The organism is Streptomyces sp. NPDC001634 (assembly GCF_040298185.1).
In the GTDB taxonomy this organism is placed as follows: Bacteria; Actinomycetota; Actinomycetes; order Streptomycetales; family Streptomycetaceae; genus Streptomyces.
Window position 1 is genome coordinate 92,921 of sequence record NZ_JBEOZU010000003.1, and the last position, 16,148, is coordinate 109,068.

General features: G+C 68.0%; 13 protein-coding genes and 1 pseudogene. 4 read left to right on the forward strand and 10 right to left on the reverse strand.

The genetic code is table 11. From position 1 onward, the window contains the following. Positions 1–353: 353 nt before the first annotated feature. The gene (locus tag ABT186_RS02955; protein ID WP_351235155.1) at positions 354–797 is read left to right on the forward strand and encodes a DUF4232 domain-containing protein; all 444 of its coding nucleotides are present in this window, start codon (positions 354–356) and stop codon (positions 795–797) included. Between the two features lie 70 nt (positions 798–867). Here the strand turns inward: ABT186_RS02955 and ABT186_RS02960 are convergent, their stop codons facing one another. Further along, complete coding sequence (locus ABT186_RS02960; RefSeq protein WP_351923311.1) at positions 868–1,596, reverse strand: transglycosylase SLT domain-containing protein; 729 nt, start codon at positions 1,594–1,596, stop codon at positions 868–870. Between the two features lie 436 nt (positions 1,597–2,032). Next, positions 2,033–4,126 (reverse strand): SpoIIE family protein phosphatase, encoded by a 2,094-nt coding sequence (locus tag ABT186_RS02965; protein ID WP_351923313.1) that lies wholly within the window; start codon positions 4,124–4,126, stop codon positions 2,033–2,035. A gap of 534 nt (positions 4,127–4,660) precedes the next feature. Here ABT186_RS02965 and ABT186_RS02970 point away from each other — a divergent pair. After that, positions 4,661–6,052, forward strand: coding sequence for a YyaL domain-containing protein (locus ABT186_RS02970; protein WP_351237038.1), 1,392 nt, complete (start codon positions 4,661–4,663; stop codon positions 6,050–6,052). A gap of 116 nt (positions 6,053–6,168) precedes the next feature. On the opposite strand, the gene ABT186_RS02975 is transcribed toward ABT186_RS02970, so the two are convergent. The 4 genes and pseudogenes from ABT186_RS02975 to ABT186_RS02990 form a co-directional block, all read right to left on the reverse strand. Next, positions 6,169–7,158: an aldo/keto reductase gene (locus ABT186_RS02975; RefSeq protein ID WP_351923315.1), complete on the reverse strand. Its 990-nt coding sequence runs from the start codon at positions 7,156–7,158 to the stop codon at positions 6,169–6,171. Positions 7,159–7,458: 300 nt separating this feature from the next. Then, a pseudogene (locus ABT186_RS02980) lies at positions 7,459–7,990 on the reverse strand (class I SAM-dependent methyltransferase). A gap of 70 nt (positions 7,991–8,060) precedes the next feature. Then, positions 8,061–8,924: a class I SAM-dependent methyltransferase gene (locus ABT186_RS02985; protein ID WP_351923317.1), complete on the reverse strand. Its 864-nt coding sequence runs from the start codon at positions 8,922–8,924 to the stop codon at positions 8,061–8,063. 585 nt (positions 8,925–9,509) lie between these two features. Then, positions 9,510–11,147 (reverse strand): APC family permease, encoded by a 1,638-nt coding sequence (locus ABT186_RS02990; protein WP_351233551.1) that lies wholly within the window; start codon positions 11,145–11,147, stop codon positions 9,510–9,512. A gap of 418 nt (positions 11,148–11,565) precedes the next feature. On the opposite strand from ABT186_RS02990, the gene ABT186_RS02995 reads away from it, so the two are divergent. Continuing rightward, a complete protein-coding gene (locus ABT186_RS02995; protein ID WP_351923319.1) occupies positions 11,566–12,003 on the forward strand; it encodes a GNAT family N-acetyltransferase in 438 nt (145 codons plus the stop codon). 175 nt (positions 12,004–12,178) lie between these two features. Here ABT186_RS02995 and ABT186_RS03000 read toward each other — a convergent pair whose 3' ends face one another. From ABT186_RS03000 to ABT186_RS03010, 3 genes are all read right to left on the reverse strand, one after another. Next, on the reverse strand, positions 12,179–12,658 hold the full coding sequence (locus ABT186_RS03000) for a hypothetical protein (protein WP_502973134.1): 480 nt from the start codon (positions 12,656–12,658) through the stop codon (positions 12,179–12,181). 127 nt (positions 12,659–12,785) lie between these two features. Next, positions 12,786–13,775, reverse strand: coding sequence for a phosphotransferase family protein (locus ABT186_RS03005; protein ID WP_351233545.1), 990 nt, complete (start codon positions 13,773–13,775; stop codon positions 12,786–12,788). A gap of 142 nt (positions 13,776–13,917) precedes the next feature. After that, a complete protein-coding gene (locus tag ABT186_RS03010) occupies positions 13,918–14,634 on the reverse strand; it encodes a MerR family transcriptional regulator (protein ID WP_351923321.1) in 717 nt (238 codons plus the stop codon). Positions 14,635–14,828: 194 nt separating this feature from the next. Between ABT186_RS03010 and ABT186_RS03015 the strand changes: the two genes are divergently transcribed. Beyond that, complete coding sequence (locus ABT186_RS03015; RefSeq protein ID WP_351233542.1) at positions 14,829–15,026, forward strand: hypothetical protein; 198 nt, start codon at positions 14,829–14,831, stop codon at positions 15,024–15,026. A 67-nt stretch (positions 15,027–15,093) separates the two neighbouring features. On the opposite strand, the gene ABT186_RS03020 is transcribed toward ABT186_RS03015, so the two are convergent. Continuing rightward, positions 15,094–15,984: a polysaccharide deacetylase family protein gene (locus ABT186_RS03020; RefSeq protein ID WP_351923323.1), complete on the reverse strand. Its 891-nt coding sequence runs from the start codon at positions 15,982–15,984 to the stop codon at positions 15,094–15,096. Positions 15,985–16,148 lie beyond the last annotated feature (164 nt).

Genomic DNA, 16,148 nt, shown 5'->3' on the forward strand with positions numbered 1-16,148 from the left:
TCACGCGGCACTGTCTGCATGGGCGAGTGCCGGCAGCGGGCCGGCGCCTGTGCAATCCGAATTCGGGGGGCGTCATGCAGTACGGAAACGGCATCCGCAGAGCCGCGATGGCGATGGCCGCAGTCTCGGCCGCACTGTTGGTGACCGCGTGTCAGCCTGGTGGTGACAAGCCGACGGCGGCCGGTTCGCCGTCGGAGGCGACCAGTTCTGCGGCGTCCTCATCCGGGGGGACGGGCTCTGCCGCGGCGCCCTCCGGGGCAGCGAGCTCTGGGGCCTCCAAGCACTCCGGCACCGGCGCATCGGCGACGGCGGGGGCGAGTGCTTCACCGGTGTCCGGATCGTCGAGTGCTGCGGTGCGGACGTGCGCGGCCACGAGCCTGAAGACGACCGCTTATCAGGCTGCTGACCGCCCGTCGGGTACCGGCACCGGAGCAGCGGTTGTCGAGTTCACCAACATCTCCGGGCACCCGTGCGTTCTCCTGGGCCACCCGTCGGTCGCGGGGGCGGGCAACGGTTCCCCGCAGCACAACGCTCCGCTCTCGGTGACGCGCACGGGCACCTCCTCCTCCGTGCGGCTGGCTGCGGGCGGCAAGGCATGGGTGAAGCTGACCTTCGTCCAGGTCCAGGGCGAGGCGGACGGCTACTGCAAGTCGGGCTCGAAGCCCGTCGTGTACCCGACGCTCGTGATCGGCCTCCCGGGGGCCGGCGCGCACCAAGTAGCACTGCAGGACGGTGACTTCGCCGAGTGCGACAACAAGGTGACCGTCACCCCGGTGTCGGCAGTGAAGCCTTCCTGACCCCTCGGGTTCCCGGTGAGCAGAACGGAGGGTGAGCGGGCCGGCCCGCTCACCCTCCGTTCTACGACCGTCAGTACGGACCGTTGACGTTGTCGATCGAGCCGTAGCGGTGGTACGCGTAGTTGCAGGCAGCGGTGATGTTGGCTACCGGGTCGTAGATGTCCCACGAGGTTCCCGCCACGTGGTAGGCGTTGAACGTCGGCTGGATCACCTGCAGCAGCCCCTTGGAGGGGGTGCCCTTCGCCGCGTTGGAGTCCCAGTTGTTGATGGCCTTCGGGTTGCCGGAGGACTCACGCATGACATTGCGGTAGATGCCGTTGTAGGAGCCCGGGATCTTGTTCTGCGCCATGATCGCCAGCGAGTGCTTGATCCAGCCGTCCAGGTTGTTGGTGTAGATCGTGCTGGTCGTGGTCGACGCCTTGGTCGTGGCGGTCACGGTCGACGCCTTGGTCGTACCGCTCGTGGACGAGCCCTTGGGCAGGGCCAGGACCTGACCCGGCACGATGAGGTGGGGGTTGGCGAGCTTGTTGAGCGATGCGATGGCCTGCCAGCCGCCCGGCACCTTCAGGTTCCGGGCGATCTTGGCCAGAGTGTCGCCGGCCTGGACGGTGTACGTGGTGGCGCCGGCGGACTTCGCCACGGTTCCGGCGGCGGCCTTGGTGGCCGAAGTGGCGTCGGCGGCCTGGGCCGTCCCTCCCAGCACGCCCGTGCAGGACAGGGCGAGCGCGCCGACGACGGCGGTACCGCCCACGGAGAACAGGCGGGCCTGGGCCGAGCGCTTGAAGGCGGAAATGGGCATCGTGCGGACCTCGTTTCAGGGATTTTCCTTGTCCGCAGTTGCCGGCCCTTCGACCATCACCCCGCATTTCATTTAGCGACGCGCTGCGGCGGGCACATTGTTAGCCGCCAGGAATTTCTCCGACAATTACCCTTTTACTAAGCGGGCTAGTGAGTACCGCACACCGGGCAGGAAAGAAGCCCCTGAAATCGGGGAATTCAAGGGGACGTAAAGCACTAGCGGGCTTCGTAAGTGAAGTGCGTCACGCCGGATCAAAGGGTGCACCACTCGGGAATGAAAACCGCGAGACCGCCCCACGGGATGCACGTACGCCATAGTTCAGGCGAAATGCCCCAATACCCCAAATAATGATTTAGGGCAGTTTTGGAATTTATCGCACCAAATCAGACATCAGGGTGCACATGGGTCTCCTCCGGGCCCCCTCGCGGGCCACGGATCATTCAACGTCCCGCTCGGGGAGCATCGGCCTGGCTTCCGCGATCAGGAGAGCGACGTCGTCGTGATCGTCGGGGTGCCGGAGGGACTGCAGAAGCCACCTGCAGGTTTCGTCCAGCGGCCGGCGGGGTTCGTCGAGAGTGCGGAGCAGGGCGTCAAGGCGCTCGTCGATGGCGTGGTGGCGGGTCTCCACGAGGCCATCCGTGTAGAGGACGAGTCGGTCGCCGGGGTTGAGGTCGAAGGCGGTGGTGTGAAACGGCACACCGCCGACGCCGAGGGGCGCTCCGGTGGGCAGCTCGAGCAGCTCGGGGGGCCGCCCGTGGCGGACGAGGACGGGCGGCAGGTGTCCCGCGTTGGCTATGCGGCACTGACGGCGGTGCGGGTGGTACACGGCGTAGATGCACGTGGCGTACTGCTCGAGTCCGCGAGTGATCTTGTCGAGGTGCTGGAGGACTTCGTCCGGGGCAAGATCGAGGTCGGCGAAGGCGCCGGTGGCGGTGCGCAGTTGACCCATGGTCGCGGCGGCGTCGATGCCGTTGCCCATGACGTCTCCGATCACCAGAGCGGTCTTGTCGTCGGCCAGAGGGATGACGTCGTACCAGTCGCCACCGACCTCCGCGGACGCCTGGGCAGGCTGGTAGTGGGAGGCGACGTCCAGCCCTGTGAGGCGGGGCGGGCGACCCGGCAGGAGGCTGCGCTGGAGGGTCTCGGCGGCGTTGCGGACGCTCTGGTGCCAGCGCGCGTTGTCGATGGCCACGGCCGCGCGAGCAGCCAGCTCGCCGGCGAGGATGACGTCGTCCTCGTCGAACGGGAGCGGGTTGCGGGCGCGAAGCAGTTCGAAGGCGCCCAGGACCTCACTCCCGGCGATCAACGGCACCGCCAGGTAGGAGTGCACCCCGGCCAGGGCGAAAGTGGCCGCGGCATCGGGGTGGCGTGGGATGCGCTGAAGATCTCTCCCGGTGGCACGGGCGACGAGGACGGGCTGCCCGGTCCGGACGCACTGGGTGATCAGGCGGTCTTCACCGTAAGAGACAGGGACACCGACCTGGACGCCGGTGGTGATCTGGGTGGAGTACGCGGTGGCCACAGCGAGCGTACGGAACAGCTCCGGGCCCTCTTCCGGGGATCCGGTGGTGCGGCGGAAGGCCAGGACGGCGTCGAGGACCTCCACAGCGGCCAAGTCTGCAAGATCGGGAACGGCAACCTCCACCAACTGCTGGGATGTCTGCTCCACTTCCAGCTTCGTACCCACGCGCGCGGAGGCCTCGGCAATCATGGTCAAGCGGCGGCGAGCCCGGTCCGCCCTGATCGTGGCCCAGTGACGTTCGCTGACGTCGACGACCGAGAGCGCCACGCCGATCACCCGGCCGCCGGTCCCTTCGAGCCGGTAGTACGACACCGACCAGGCGTGATCGTTGTCAGGGTCGGCCGGGGTGCGGCCGACGGTGTACTGATCGATCACCGGGATGCCCGTGAGGAGCACCTCCCGCAGCACGGACTCGATGGCTTCCATGTCGAGGAACGGCAGGAGCTCGTGCGGGCAGCGGCCGATGTGGTCGGCGGCAGGGATGCCGTCGATGCGTTCCAGCGCCGGGTTGACCAGGAGGTAGCGCAGGTCGGTGTCCAGGAGGGCAATGCCGATGGGTGCCTGCGACACGAGGCGTTCGGACAGGGCCAGGTCGGTCTCGACCCGCCGCAGCGTGGAGTGGTTGGCGGCGATACCGAGGGCGTACACATCGCCGTGGTCGTCGAGCAGCCGCATGTTGCGGAACTCCACCAATCGGGTGGTGCCGTCCTTGTGCCGGATGGGGAACGCGCCGGCCCAGCTCGCTCCGGTATCCATCACCTCGACAAACAGCTTGATCACAAGGTCCCGGTGCTCCTCGTTGATCAGCAGCCGAGCCGCGTACTGACCCAGAGCCTCCTCGGCGGTGTAACCGAACACGTCCTCGGCCTGTGGGCTCCAGAACACACACCGCCCACGGGCGTCCAGGACGACCGCGGCCACACTGAGCAGATCGAGGAGCCCTCCCGGCGGCGACGGCCCTGCCGGGCGGTCCCGATCCTCGTCCTCGCGCCGCTCGTCTGCGCCCATCCGTGAAAGCTCCCTCCTGACGGAGCCCGAGGGCTGCTCCTGCCACGGTTTTCCTTCCATGTTGCGCCGCGAAACCCACGGTGACGATCCAGGAGCCGCCCAGCGGCTCACCGCTCCGCCGGACAGACCGGATCAGGCCGCCGGTCGCCCTCAGGGTGGTCGGAGCCGCGAGGGCCGCCCCGTCCGGCTACTCACTGGTAATCCGGTGGACCATCCGATGGCCGACCGCACGATCAGCCGACCGCCGGTGGGCATAGGACCTGCCGCTGCGGGACAGCGGACAACGGGGGCCGCGGGAGCGCGGCTGCCGGGCCACCGGCGGCTTGAGGCGCATCCCGGACGTGCGGTTCGAGGTGGTCGGCACTGGACCGGCGTTGGCTGTCCGGCCATCAACTGAACTCCCAACCGACGTGCGCATCACGGGCGTTGACCCGCATCAGGCGCAACAGCAGAATGAGCGCGCACCTGTGAGAGCGCTCTCACAATCGGCGCGATCCCACGCCCCACCGTCGACCCACACGTCCTAGGAGACCCATGACCGGCAGCCAAGGCCCTGTGTTCAGCCGCCGCAGGCTCATCGGGAGCGGCCTCGGTATCGGTGCCGCGGTCCTCACCGCGGCCGGCTCCGGCACGGCCCACGCGGCGGAGTTCCCGGCCGCCGTCAGGACTCCCGCCCAAAGCCGGGCACAGGCCTTTCTCGCCGCCGCCATGGACGCCCATCCGGGTTACGGCGACATCCGGCTGGCCCAGAGCTACGCCGACCAGGCGGGCTTGTTCAGCACCGCGTTCACCTACGACAACGCCCTCGTGATCCTGGCCCATCTCGCGGCATGCACGCAGGACGGCCGGGCCCGAGCCGTGGCGCTCGGCGATGCGCTGCTCTACGCCCAGGCCCATGACCCCGTGTACGACGACGGCCGGCTCCGCCAGGCCTACAACGTTGGGCCGTACACGTTCTACGACGGTTCGCGGCAGCCGGACGGCTTTGTACGGGCGGACGGCACCGTCAACGTCGGGGCCCAGTTCGGCTTCACCGGCACCGCCGTGGGCGACATGGCATGGGCGGGAATCGCCCTGAGCGCACTCGCCCTGCGTACCGAAGACCGCCGCTTCCTCGCCGGTGCCGTTCGCATCGGCACCTGGATCGAGCGGACCGGCCGCACCGACGAACCTCTCGGCGGCTACAAGTTCGGGGTCAACGGCGCCGACGAGAAACTGCCTTTCACCTCGACCGAGCACAACACCGACCTGGTCTGCCTCTTCGGACGGCTCGCCCGGCTCACCGGCGACCGGGTGTGGCTGGAGCGGCGCGCCCGTGCCGCAGCCTTCGTCAAGAAGATGTGGGAGCGTGCCGGGGAGTTCTTCTATACCGGTACCAACGACGGTGTGACCGTCAACAGGTCACCGGTCCCCGAGGACACCCAGACCTGGACCCATCTCGCCCTCGGCGCCCCCGCCTACACGCGGTCGCTGGACTGGGCGGCCACCCAACTGGCCGTCCTGGACACCGCCGACCGACGCAACACCACGGTGCCCGCGGGCCAGTCGTACGAGGGGGTCACGTTCAGCTCCGCCGGTCTCCTGGCGAACGAGGATGTCCCGATCGCCGCATCCCAGCCCAAACCGGACCGCAACGGTGTGTGGTTCGAGGGGACGGCCCACCTCGCCCTTGCCCTGCGGGAGCGCAACGCACCCGGCGACGAGGCCCACGCCCGGCGGCTCATCGGCTCCATCGAACGGGCTCAGGACCTGCTCGGCGGCGGACAGACCATCGGCGGCAGGACGCTCGCCGAGCGCTCCGGAGTCGTTGCGGCGAGCAGCCCTCTCGACACCGGATTCGGCTTCGGCTACTACCCGTACCGGCACGCAGGTGCCACCGCCTGGTACCTGCTGGCTGCGGCACGCTCCAACCCGTTGCGGGCCTGAACGGACGGGAGCGCCGGATCCGCAGCGCCGGATCCGGCGAACCCGCGCGTGAGAGCGCGCCGGCCGGCCTCCCCCGGCCGCGCTCGCAGGCGCGTGGTGCCCTGGAGGTCCATGACCTAGAGGTCCACGGCAGCCATCCCAGCTGCGTCGTAGCGCTCCCCCGCGGCCTCCGGGAGCTCCGCGTCGATGCGCGCGAGGTCGTCCTTTGTCAGCTCGACGTCGACGGCGCCGGCGTTCTGCTCGAGGTAGGCACGGCGCTTCGTTCCCGGAATCGGGACCAAGTCGTCGCCCTGCGCCAGCACCCAGGCGATCGCAAGCTGCGCGGGAGTGACCCCCTTCTCGGTGGCGATCTCCTTCACCTTCTCGGCGAGCCTGAGGTTCGCTGTCAGATTCTCTCCGGTGAAACGCGGACCGCTGCGCCGGTAGTCCCCCTCGTCGAGTTCGTCCGGAGAGGTGAACCGGCCCGCGAGGAAGCCTCGTCCCAGTGGCGAGTAGGGGACGAATCCGATACCGAGTTCACGGCACGTGGGCAGCACCTGGGCCTCCGGGTCACGCGTCCACAGTGAGTACTCGGTCTGCACCGCCGTGATCGGGTGTACGGCGTTCGCGCGCCGGATGGTCTGCGCACCCGCCTCGCTCAGGCCGATGTGGCGCACCTTGCCCTCGGCGACCAGCTCCGCCATGGCCCCGACGGTCTCCTCGATCGGCACGTTGGGATCGACACGATGCTGGTAATAGAGGTCGATGTGATCGGTCCCGAGCCGTTTGAGAGAGCCATGGATCGAACTGCGCACGTGTTCCGCGGAGCCGTCCTGCCGCCCGATTGTGCTCATGTCACCGGGGACGGTCTCGTCCATGCGGTAATTGAATTTCGTCGCGATCACGTACTCGTCGCGGTGCCCCCTGATCGCGCGGCCGATCAGCATCTCGTTCGTGAGCGGGCCGTACATCTGCGCGGTATCGATGAAGTTGACGCCCAGCTCAAGGGCGCGCTGGATGGTCTTGATGCCCTCGTCCTCATCGGTGGAGCCATAGAAGGCGGACATTCCCATGCAGCCGAGGCCGATGGCGGAAACCTCGAGATCCCGGAGCATGCGCTGCTTCATGTTCGTCCCAGCCTTTCCTTGCAATCTTGATTCGCCGTTCGATGGGCCCGGTGTTCACCGCTCCGCCCGGAACTCGGCGAGCACTGCCTCGCGGTGCGCCGAAGTGCCCGCGGGCATGTCCTCACCGGCCTTGACCAACTCCGTCACTGGTTCCATGGAGCAACAGATCTCGTTGACTGGCATCCCGGTGACCCGGAGATTTCGCACGTCCCGACGGTGTCTGCCGCCCGCACCGGGTTCTCGGAGAGGTCATGCCCTGGACGCTATGGCTTGGAGTGCACTCGAAGTCAAGAGTTCATTTCAGCGGCGATGAGCAGGCCGCCGAGCGAAGAAGACGAACTGTCGGCCCGGACGGTCAACGGCGTCGCGAACATCGTCCACCACATACCCCTCTGCAGCCAGGTCCGCCTCCACTCCGTGCCGCTCAGGGAAACGCAATGTCGAATCCGACGTCAGCACTTGGCCGTCCGCGGCGAAAACACAGGTCCACTGAAACGTCACCAGCGGCGAACTCACGTTGACCAGTTGGACCCAGCTCTCGACCGCGCCGATGTCCGGGATCCCCGTCACCCGGTAGGAAGCCTCGCGGTTCCACTCCTCCCAGGCGCGCCTGGCCATGGATGGAGGCCTCGGCAGGATCGACGCCGACGACCTCGACGCCGCGCTCAGCCATCAGAAGGGCGAGCACTCCTGTTCCGCGACCGATGTCCAGCACCGGACGGGCCCCGAACTCCTCCGCCATGCCGGCCTACGCGGCCAGGTCGCTGCGATCGGGGTCGAGCGCGTCATGGATCTGGGCGAGCCGTGGATGCCTGAAGCACTCGTCAGCCATACCGTCGAAGGTATGCGGAGCCGACTACGGACAGCTACTCGGTTTCGCAACCCGTGAGTTGTACTTCCGGTCACTTCCCAGGATCTTGCCTGTCAGAGGCGGCCGACTCCTGGGGTTTCCATCCCCAGGCGGTCAGCATTCCGGGAGAGAGCGCGGCGCATGCGGGTGAGTCCAGCCAGCGCTCGGCTTCGTCGATATCCGCATCGTTCACCAGTCCCGTCGCCACCATCGCGGGACGCGCCCGGTTCCATGTCCGGGCCCAGAACCGGCTGATGGGGCTGCCCGGGATCAGGGGCGGCACATGGATCTCGGCCGCCACGGATTCCAGCCCGGCGACAAGCATCAGCTGTGGATAGTTCGGTACCCACGAGATGTCGGTGCCGATGGTCTCGTGCACCCCCTTCCACATCGCCCGCATGGCGGCCTTGTACGGCGAGTCGGGAGCGCCACCGGTCGTCAGGTCCACCGCGTCGCTCAGCACGAGTACGCCTCCCGGCTTCAGCAGGCCTGCGAGCCGTTCGACCATCCGCGCGGGGAATGGCAGGTGCATCAGCACAAACCTGGCGTGGACGAGATCGAAGAGACCCGGCTCGAAGCGGTCGGAGGTCACATCGGCTTCGAGCGTGGTCAATCCCGGCACTGGTTCGGATGTCAGGAACCGGATGTCCCGGTCCGCCGCCACCACCTCGGTGACGCCCCCTTCACGCAGAAGCGAGCGAGCCACCGTCCCGGTTCCGGCACCCACGTCCAGACAACGCCAGCCCGGTCCGGCACCCAGTTCCCGCAGCCGGGCGATCGTAGTGGCATCGAAGGTGAGCGCCCCGAGGTCGATCCGGTCCGACTCGCCCTCGTCATGCGGGCGGAACAGTTGTTCGCCGTAGCGACCGGGGCTACCGGATCCTCGCCGGAACCGGGAGCAGGCTTCCTGTGCCATGCCCCCATTGTCGTGCCAGGACACGGATCGCACATCTCGTGGACCTCGGTGGTGCGCACCGGCTGCAGACCGCCGCTGTGGTGGCGTAGCGCGAGCATGTGGGGAGCTTGGCAACGCTGCGGCAGGCGAACGCACCGTACCCGGCGCCCCCAGCCCCCTGTGCCGTAACTGATCCTTCGTCAACGGCCTTGCATTGCCGTCCGGTTGAGCTCGCCGTAGGCCGGACTGAGGATGGCGGTGGCGCGCAGGTGGCCGGAAGCTGTGCTGCCTCGACGAGTCGGGGAAGAGCGTCGAGGACGCGGCTGTTCGCGGTGAGCGCCGAGCCTGCAGTGACGCGGGCACTTCGGTGTCGGCGAGCAGCTCGAAGCCACAGAGTCGTACCGGTGCCTCGGTGACGGTGACCGCCTCGCGCCGCGCCACAGGGAGACACGTGGACGCGTACGACTGCCCGTTGCGCTGCCTCAGGTCAGGGGCAGCGCAACGCCCCGGGGGCACGTATGCGCAATCCCCCGGGGCGTCGGTCGGCGGCAGGTCCCGTCGGCCACGGCCGGGTGGCTGTGGCCGACGGGACGCGTCCGAGGCTGGTCAGTGGGCGGGTGCCTCGGTGACCTGGACCTCTTCGATGCTCCGCTCGATCTCCTCGGGCCGGGACGCGGTGGCCTTCGCCCAGTAGTAGATGGCCAGCGAGAAGACCGCGACCAGCAGCATGTCCCACCACAGAGCGATGTTGCCCTGGCCGCCGAAGCCGCCCTGCCAGGAGATCAGGCCCAGGCCCACCAGGTAGGGGGGCAGCCACTGGGCGGCCTTCCAGTCCAGCCGGGGCGCGTCCGGCAGGTCCTTGACCGTGGCGTACAGGGCGTAGGCGCCAAGAAGCACGTAGCCAAGGACGATCGCCACACCGAGCCGCCACAGGGTGTCCCAACCGGCCCAGTAGATGATGAGGTTGGCGACCACGAAGGACAGCGGCGAGAGCACCTTGCCGGCGGGGAGCCGGTAGGGGCGCTCACGATGCGGAAGCCGGTCGGCGAAGACGCCGTAGGCCAGCGGCGCACCGGCGTACATCAGAACGCTCGCGGAGGTGATGAAGCCGACCAGCTGCTGCCAGCTCGGGAAGGGCAGGAAGCAGATCACGCCGGTAAGGAAGGAGATGAGCAGGCCGAACCACGGCACACCACGGGCGTCGGTGCGCGTGAACACCTTCGGCGCGTAGCCGTTCTTGGACAGGCCGTAGGAGACGCGCGAGGTCGCGGTGGTGTAGATCAGGCCGGTGCCGCCGGGGGAGATCACGGCGTCGATGTACAGCACCACACTCAGCCAGCCGAGGCCCACCAGGGTCGCCAGGCCCGCCCAGGGGCCGCTGATGCCCGGGAAGTCGAGCTTCGCCCAGCCGTGCGCGAACGAGCTGAGCGGCAGCGCGCCGATGAACACGACCTGGAGGAGCACGTAGATGACCGCGCCGATGGCGACCGATCCGAGAGTGGCGCGCGGCAGGTCGCGCTGCGGGTCACGGCTCTCGCCCGCCAGCTGGATCGCCTGTTCGAAGCCGAGCAGGGCGAAGATGATGCCGCTGGAGCTGATGGCGCTCAGCACGCCCTTGGCGCCGAAGGGGGCGAAGCCGTGGGCGGTGAAGTTGTGCGGGTGGAAGTTGCCCACCGCGATGATGAAGATGGCGGCCAGCGGCACGGCGATCTTCCACCATGTGGCCGCGCTGTTGGTGTGCGCCAGGATGCGGACACCAAGGAAGTTGACCAGCACGAAGACCGCCATGAGGACGACCGCGACAGCGAAACCGCTGGTCGTCAGCGTGCCATTGCTGTGCTGGAGGTCCTTCGCCCACTGCCAGTGTCCGGCGTAGCCGATCATGGCCTCGACCTCGATCGGGGCCACGGTCGCTGCCTGCAGCCAGGAGAACCAGCCGAACGACATGCCGGCCAGGCCACCGAAGGCGTAATGGGGGTAGCGGGCCGTACCTCCCGCCACCGGGAACATACCGCCGAGCTCAGCGTGCACGAGCGCCAGCAGGACGATCGCAACGGCACCGATCAGCCACGAGATGATCGCTGCCGGTCCGGCCATCACTACGGCTTTTTCTGCGCCGTAGAGCCAGCCGGAACCGATGATGGAGCCGACGGAGGCCCACATCAGTCCGATCAAACCGACGTCCCGGCGGAGACCGGTCGGGTCCCGCGTGACGTCGGGGGCGGCATGGTCCACGTTCACCATGTCAAGGAGCCTCTCACTATCCGAACACCGATTTAACGCTCAATGGCGGCTCAGGCTAGGAATCAGGTCCGCCCGACAGAAGGGCGTTTTCCGAAATTTGACTCTCCCAGGGGAGTTCTTTTGTGCAGGTCAGCACGGGTGACGGAATGTTCCTATTCAGGGAGGATATGTGAGAAGAAGGTAAGACAGGGCGGCTCAGGCGGGGCATCCTGATCACTCGGCAGAGGCCGCGCGCATCACGCCTGCGTCGATGTCGTGGGCCTCGGAGGTGTTCGAAGATCGGCGGGAGGGTCGCGCCGATGACCTGGGCGAACGGTGCCGGCGGCCGCGGTGACACCCCGCTCGTGACAGATGGGCTCCGGGGCGCCGATGAGTTTCGGCAGCGCCGCCATGTCCGGGCGACGGATAGGCTTCCGGCATGGACGTCCATGTCGAGATCATCCGGGAAGCCAGTCAGGAGCTCGTGGACGCTTTCGGTCGGCTGCTGCCGCAGCTGTCTGCGACTGCCAGGCCCATGGACTACGAAGCGATCGACCGGATGGTGACGTGTGATGCCAACACCGTGCTGGTCGCCCTGACGTCCGAGGCGGTCGTAGGCGCCCTGACCCTGGTGCTCCTGCCCTTGCCGTCCGGATTGCGGGCCCGGGTCGAAGACGTGGTCGTCGATGTCGCGGCGCGAGGCCAGGGAGTCGCCGGCCTTCTCACCCGGGAGGCCCTGCGCATCGCCCGGGAGGCGGGTGCACGGACGGTGGATCTCACCTCACGGCCGGATCGTGCAGCAGCGAACCGGCTGTATGAGCGCCTCGGCTTCCAGGCCCGGGAGTCGACGGTCTACCGTTTGGCGATCGACCAGTAGGAGGCTTCGCCCTTCGACGGCATCTGGCTGTGGGGCACGCGCGCGAGTCATCGCGAGTCCGGCCGCTGCGCAACCGGCCCGTCCTCGGGCATCCCGCATCGGGTAGGGCTGGTCCGACGACCAACGCGCTGTCCGCTACGGGGCCACACTCCTCGTCGGGGTCGCCGACGAGTGGCTACGACCAACCGCCCATGTCGAGTGGGTCCACGTTCCACACCTCGGGCAGGTCACCGCCGCAGAACACGCAGACGAAGTCGTCCTCGCGCACGATGTTGTGCTCCTGGCAGCCAGGACAGCGCCGGAACACCACCTCGTGCGTGAAGGCGGACGGGCGTACGAGCCCCACGCGATCCAGAACCCGGGCCATGGCCGGCCACGAGCCGACGTCCGGGCAGTAGCCTGTCGAGTGGTTGCTGACGTAGCCCACGGCCCAACGGCCGGCTTCACGCGCGAAACCGATCTCGCCGGCGCTCAGCACTGGCCGGCCTCCGGCACAGGCCACATGCTCGCTTCGGCGCGGCGCCAGTAGCAGTACACCGTCCGCGTCGACCACGAAGGTGAACGGCTCGGCCAGTTCCGTCGCCGGTCGCTGCGCCGCCCAGCAGTCGAAGTCAGCCGGCGAACCGATCCGGGATCCCACGCCGGCAGGCCGGATCCCGGCCCTCAGATCATCCGGCCCCACATACCGATAGCTCCGCCCCCGCACCCTCACACGAGCCAACCTAGAACACTTGGCCCGTAGCCGACGGCGGGTCTGTCAGGGGGACCGACCCGGTACACGACTACTCGGAGTCGTAGCGGCTGAGGACCGCGTGAAGATATTCCTCCAGGCGCTGGGTGAGAACCGGCGGCGTCAGATCCCTTCGTCCAAGTTCCCGCCAGGGCTCGGCAACCTTCTCCGCGTCGGGTGCGAAGGCGAGTGCATCCAGCAGACGCCAGTACAGGTGGGCAGCCGGGTCATCGCTGAGCGTGCCTCCGGCGGCGAGGTAGTGATCCGCCAACCGCATACCGGCGTCCGCACCATGGAGCAGGGCAACCGCAGTAGAGCAGTGCGCCACGTCCAGATCGGCGGGCCCCCAGGAGGTTTCCACCCAGTCCACGACACCCGTGATCGTCAGATCCGCGCCATTGCCGGTGAAGAGCACGTTGCCCGGATGGAAGTCACGGTGCAGGAAACAAGGACGGTAGGCAGGAGGTTCGCGACGGATGACGTCCACGGCGCGTTGCCACAACTCCGGCCGCGCCGTGCCATCGGGAATGCGCACCCGCTCCGGACTCGTCCACGCCTGGTACGTTCGCGGCCGGTCCTCCTCCGGTACGACCAGCCCGTGAATGGCCACCATCTGGCGGGCGAGGAGTTCGGCCTTTCGTTCAACGTCGGTCTCGTCCAGCCGCACGGTTCCCGGTAACAGCGACATCAGCAGTGAAGGGTGGTCGCAGTATGTCGCCGCGGCATCGACAGCGCGAAGACGCGCCGCAGGCACGGTCGTGTCCGCCAGCAGACGGAGAATGTCGGCCTCGCGCATGAGCAGCCCGAGGGCGTGCTTCACGAAGAAGGGCTTCAGGAAAGACCGCAACACCAGTGAATACGGCCCTCCTCGCCCCTCGATGTCGAGGCGGCGCATCTGCGATGTCCAGCCGCCTCGCAACACGGCAGCGCCGCCGATACGGTCACCGGGAGGGAGGCCCAGTTCCACCCATGTGCGGGTGTTGAGCCAGCCCTGGTCCCTGCTGTCTGCGTCCCTGAGCGCCGTCCTGTCGACACCATTCATGGACGGAAGCCTATTGATCAACGGGGTCGGCCAGGAGCGAGATCGGCAACAAGCAGCCGCCGAGCAGTGATTCACCCAGCACCGCCTCCGCGCGATACGGCCACCCCGCCTACCGCGAGACGGCGTTTCAAGTGCCTGACCATCAGCCGGTGTGGCCCAGGTACTGCAGGTAGGCGTACAGGGCCGCGGACGCCCCGAGCCGGTCGAGGCTGCGGCGGTGAAGGTCCCGTCCCCGGTTGGTCAGTTCGCTGAGGACGCGGCCGGGGCTGCCGGTCGTACGCAGTTCATTCAGGACCGCGTCGATCGTCGCCAGCGGGTAGTGGCCTCGGCGGAGCAACGCGATCACGTGTGCCGCGTGCAGTTCTGGGCGGCTGTAGAGGCGGTATCCCGTCGAGGGCTCCCGGTCCGGTCGCAGAAGACCGCGGGCTTCCCAAAGACGGAGGACGGGTGGGCGGACACCCACGGCGCGGGCGACCTGGCCGATGCGCATGCCGCGGTGTGCAGCGGCTGAGCTGATCGCCCCGCTCGCCAGAACGGTTTCGAGGGCTTCGTGCACTGTCGCCAGGTCGCTGCGTTCCCGGTCCAGTCGGGCGTGACTTTCGTCCAGAGCGGCGAGCGCGGTTGCCAGGTCGCCGTTGTGGATGGCTCGCATGACGACGCGAGCGGTCGGCCAGCCATGGCCGGCGGCGGTCTCTCGGGCCGCGGCAAGGGCTTCGGCGTGTGCGCCCGTGAAGATGCGGTAGCCGCTGGCGGTGCGTTCAGTCGAGGGCAGCACCCCCGTCTCCACGTAATTGCGCACCTGCTGGACCGAGATCCCGGCCGTCCGCGCAAGGTCGATGACTCGTAGTCGGTTCCTCATGCCCCCTCCCCCGCTGTCACCTGCAGGCCTCACTCTAATCCTTCATTGCCAGTTGAGACTTTTCAGGCATATCAAGGGGTCAACCTGTGGTGATGGTCTCCAAAGTCCCTATTAGCAATTGAATGAAACAATTGATACCCAAGGCCCCGCCCAGTGGGGCCGGCTGAACAGATCCGTCAGAGGAGACGACGAACGTGAAGTTCCTTCTGGAAGTCAACGTGGACGACGGCCGGTTGGCAGAGAACCCCGCGGGCGAGCTGGGCCGCATCCTTCGATACTGGGGCGGGAACCTCCACCACTACGCCCTGAAGCCGGGCGACGGTTCGGCCGTCTACGACTCGGATTACCAGGAAGTCGGTCGTTGGCGCCTTGTCGCGACCGACGAGACCTGACCACGTCGCCGCCCGCACACACCTCCGCCTCGCCCGCCCTCCGGAGCGGGCGATTGCGGGACGCCCGTCAGTGCAGGGCGTCCGAGAGGCGGACGAAGCTGTGGCCGTTGGCCAGCAGGTGGGGGACGGCGGCGGCTATGCCCCGCGCGGTGCCGCCCTTGGGGTGGTTCATATGGCAGAGGACGATGGATCCGCCCTGGGCGGCAGCGACGGTGGTGCGGACCTGTTCGGGGGTGAAGGTGGCGCCACCGTCGCCGTTGACGGAGAAGCTGACGAAGGTCTCTCCCAGGTCGGTGACGATCCGTGCCGCGACATCGTCGCAGTACGCGGTGCCGGACCGGAACCAGCGCGGAGGAGCGCCCAGCAGCCGGGTGAGCTTGGCCCGGTTGCCGGCGATCTCGTCGTACACCTCGGCGGCGCTGCGGGTGCCGGGGATGCCGTAGGCGGAGCGTCCGGTGACCGACAGCGGGCGGTGCCGGGTGCCGTGGTTGGCGATCTCGAACAGGGGCTCGGCCGACAGTCGGCGGAAGATCGCCGGGTTGGCGTCGATCCAGCGTGAGTTGATGAAGAGGGTCGCCGGTACCTCCCGTTTACGGAGGAAGTCGATCAATGCCTGGTCGTAGCCGCTGCCGCCAGGGCCACCGCAGGCGTCGAAGGTCAGCGCGATCGAAGGTTTCCTGGTGGGCAGTTCGTGTACCACTCCGGGTGCATCGAAACCCCAGCTGTGCGGCACGGCGTGACCGTAGCGCGCCACGATCTCGGCACGGGTGACTGCGGGGGTTGTGGTGGGTGCCGTGGCCGAGGGGGTGCTGGTCGGGGTGCCCGCAACGGTCGATCCGGGTACGGGAGGTGGGCCGGACTCGGACGTCCTGTCGTTCGTCGTGCTCTTCGGGCCCGCGCAGCCGACGAGCATGCCTCCCGCCATGGCGGCCATCACTGCCCGGCGACTGGGTGTCATCAACTTTCCCACCTGGTCGAAGGTTGACTGCGGGGCCGACCGTCACCCGCCCTGGCAACCGTACGCGGGGCATGGGCATCGACCGGGAAGGCGCCGGTAAGGGTTCTCCAACAATCCTTTGTGGATCATTGGCTCTGCCGGCGGTGGGCAGCAGTCGTTGCAGC

Bases quoted from the DNA above. Each gene is read 5' to 3' on its own strand.
- ABT186_RS02960 (WP_351923311.1), bottom strand. From the start codon at position 1,596: ATGCCCATTTCCGCCTTCAAGCGCTCGGCCCAGGCCCGCCTGTTCTCC.
- ABT186_RS02965 (WP_351923313.1), bottom strand. From the start codon at position 4,126: ATGGGCGCAGACGAGCGGCGCGAGGACGAGGATCGGGACCGCCCGGCA.
- ABT186_RS02970 (WP_351237038.1), top strand. From the start codon at position 4,661: ATGACCGGCAGCCAAGGCCCTGTGTTCAGCCGCCGCAGGCTCATCGGG.
- ABT186_RS02975 (WP_351923315.1), bottom strand. From the start codon at position 7,158: ATGAAGCAGCGCATGCTCCGGGATCTCGAGGTTTCCGCCATCGGCCTC.
- ABT186_RS02985 (WP_351923317.1), bottom strand. From the start codon at position 8,924: ATGGCACAGGAAGCCTGCTCCCGGTTCCGGCGAGGATCCGGTAGCCCC.
- ABT186_RS02990 (WP_351233551.1), bottom strand. From the start codon at position 11,147: ATGGTGAACGTGGACCATGCCGCCCCCGACGTCACGCGGGACCCGACC.
- ABT186_RS02995 (WP_351923319.1), top strand. From the start codon at position 11,566: ATGGACGTCCATGTCGAGATCATCCGGGAAGCCAGTCAGGAGCTCGTG.
- ABT186_RS03005 (WP_351233545.1), bottom strand. From the start codon at position 13,775: ATGAATGGTGTCGACAGGACGGCGCTCAGGGACGCAGACAGCAGGGAC.
- ABT186_RS03010 (WP_351923321.1), bottom strand. From the start codon at position 14,634: ATGAGGAACCGACTACGAGTCATCGACCTTGCGCGGACGGCCGGGATC.
- ABT186_RS03020 (WP_351923323.1), bottom strand. From the start codon at position 15,984: ATGACACCCAGTCGCCGGGCAGTGATGGCCGCCATGGCGGGAGGCATG.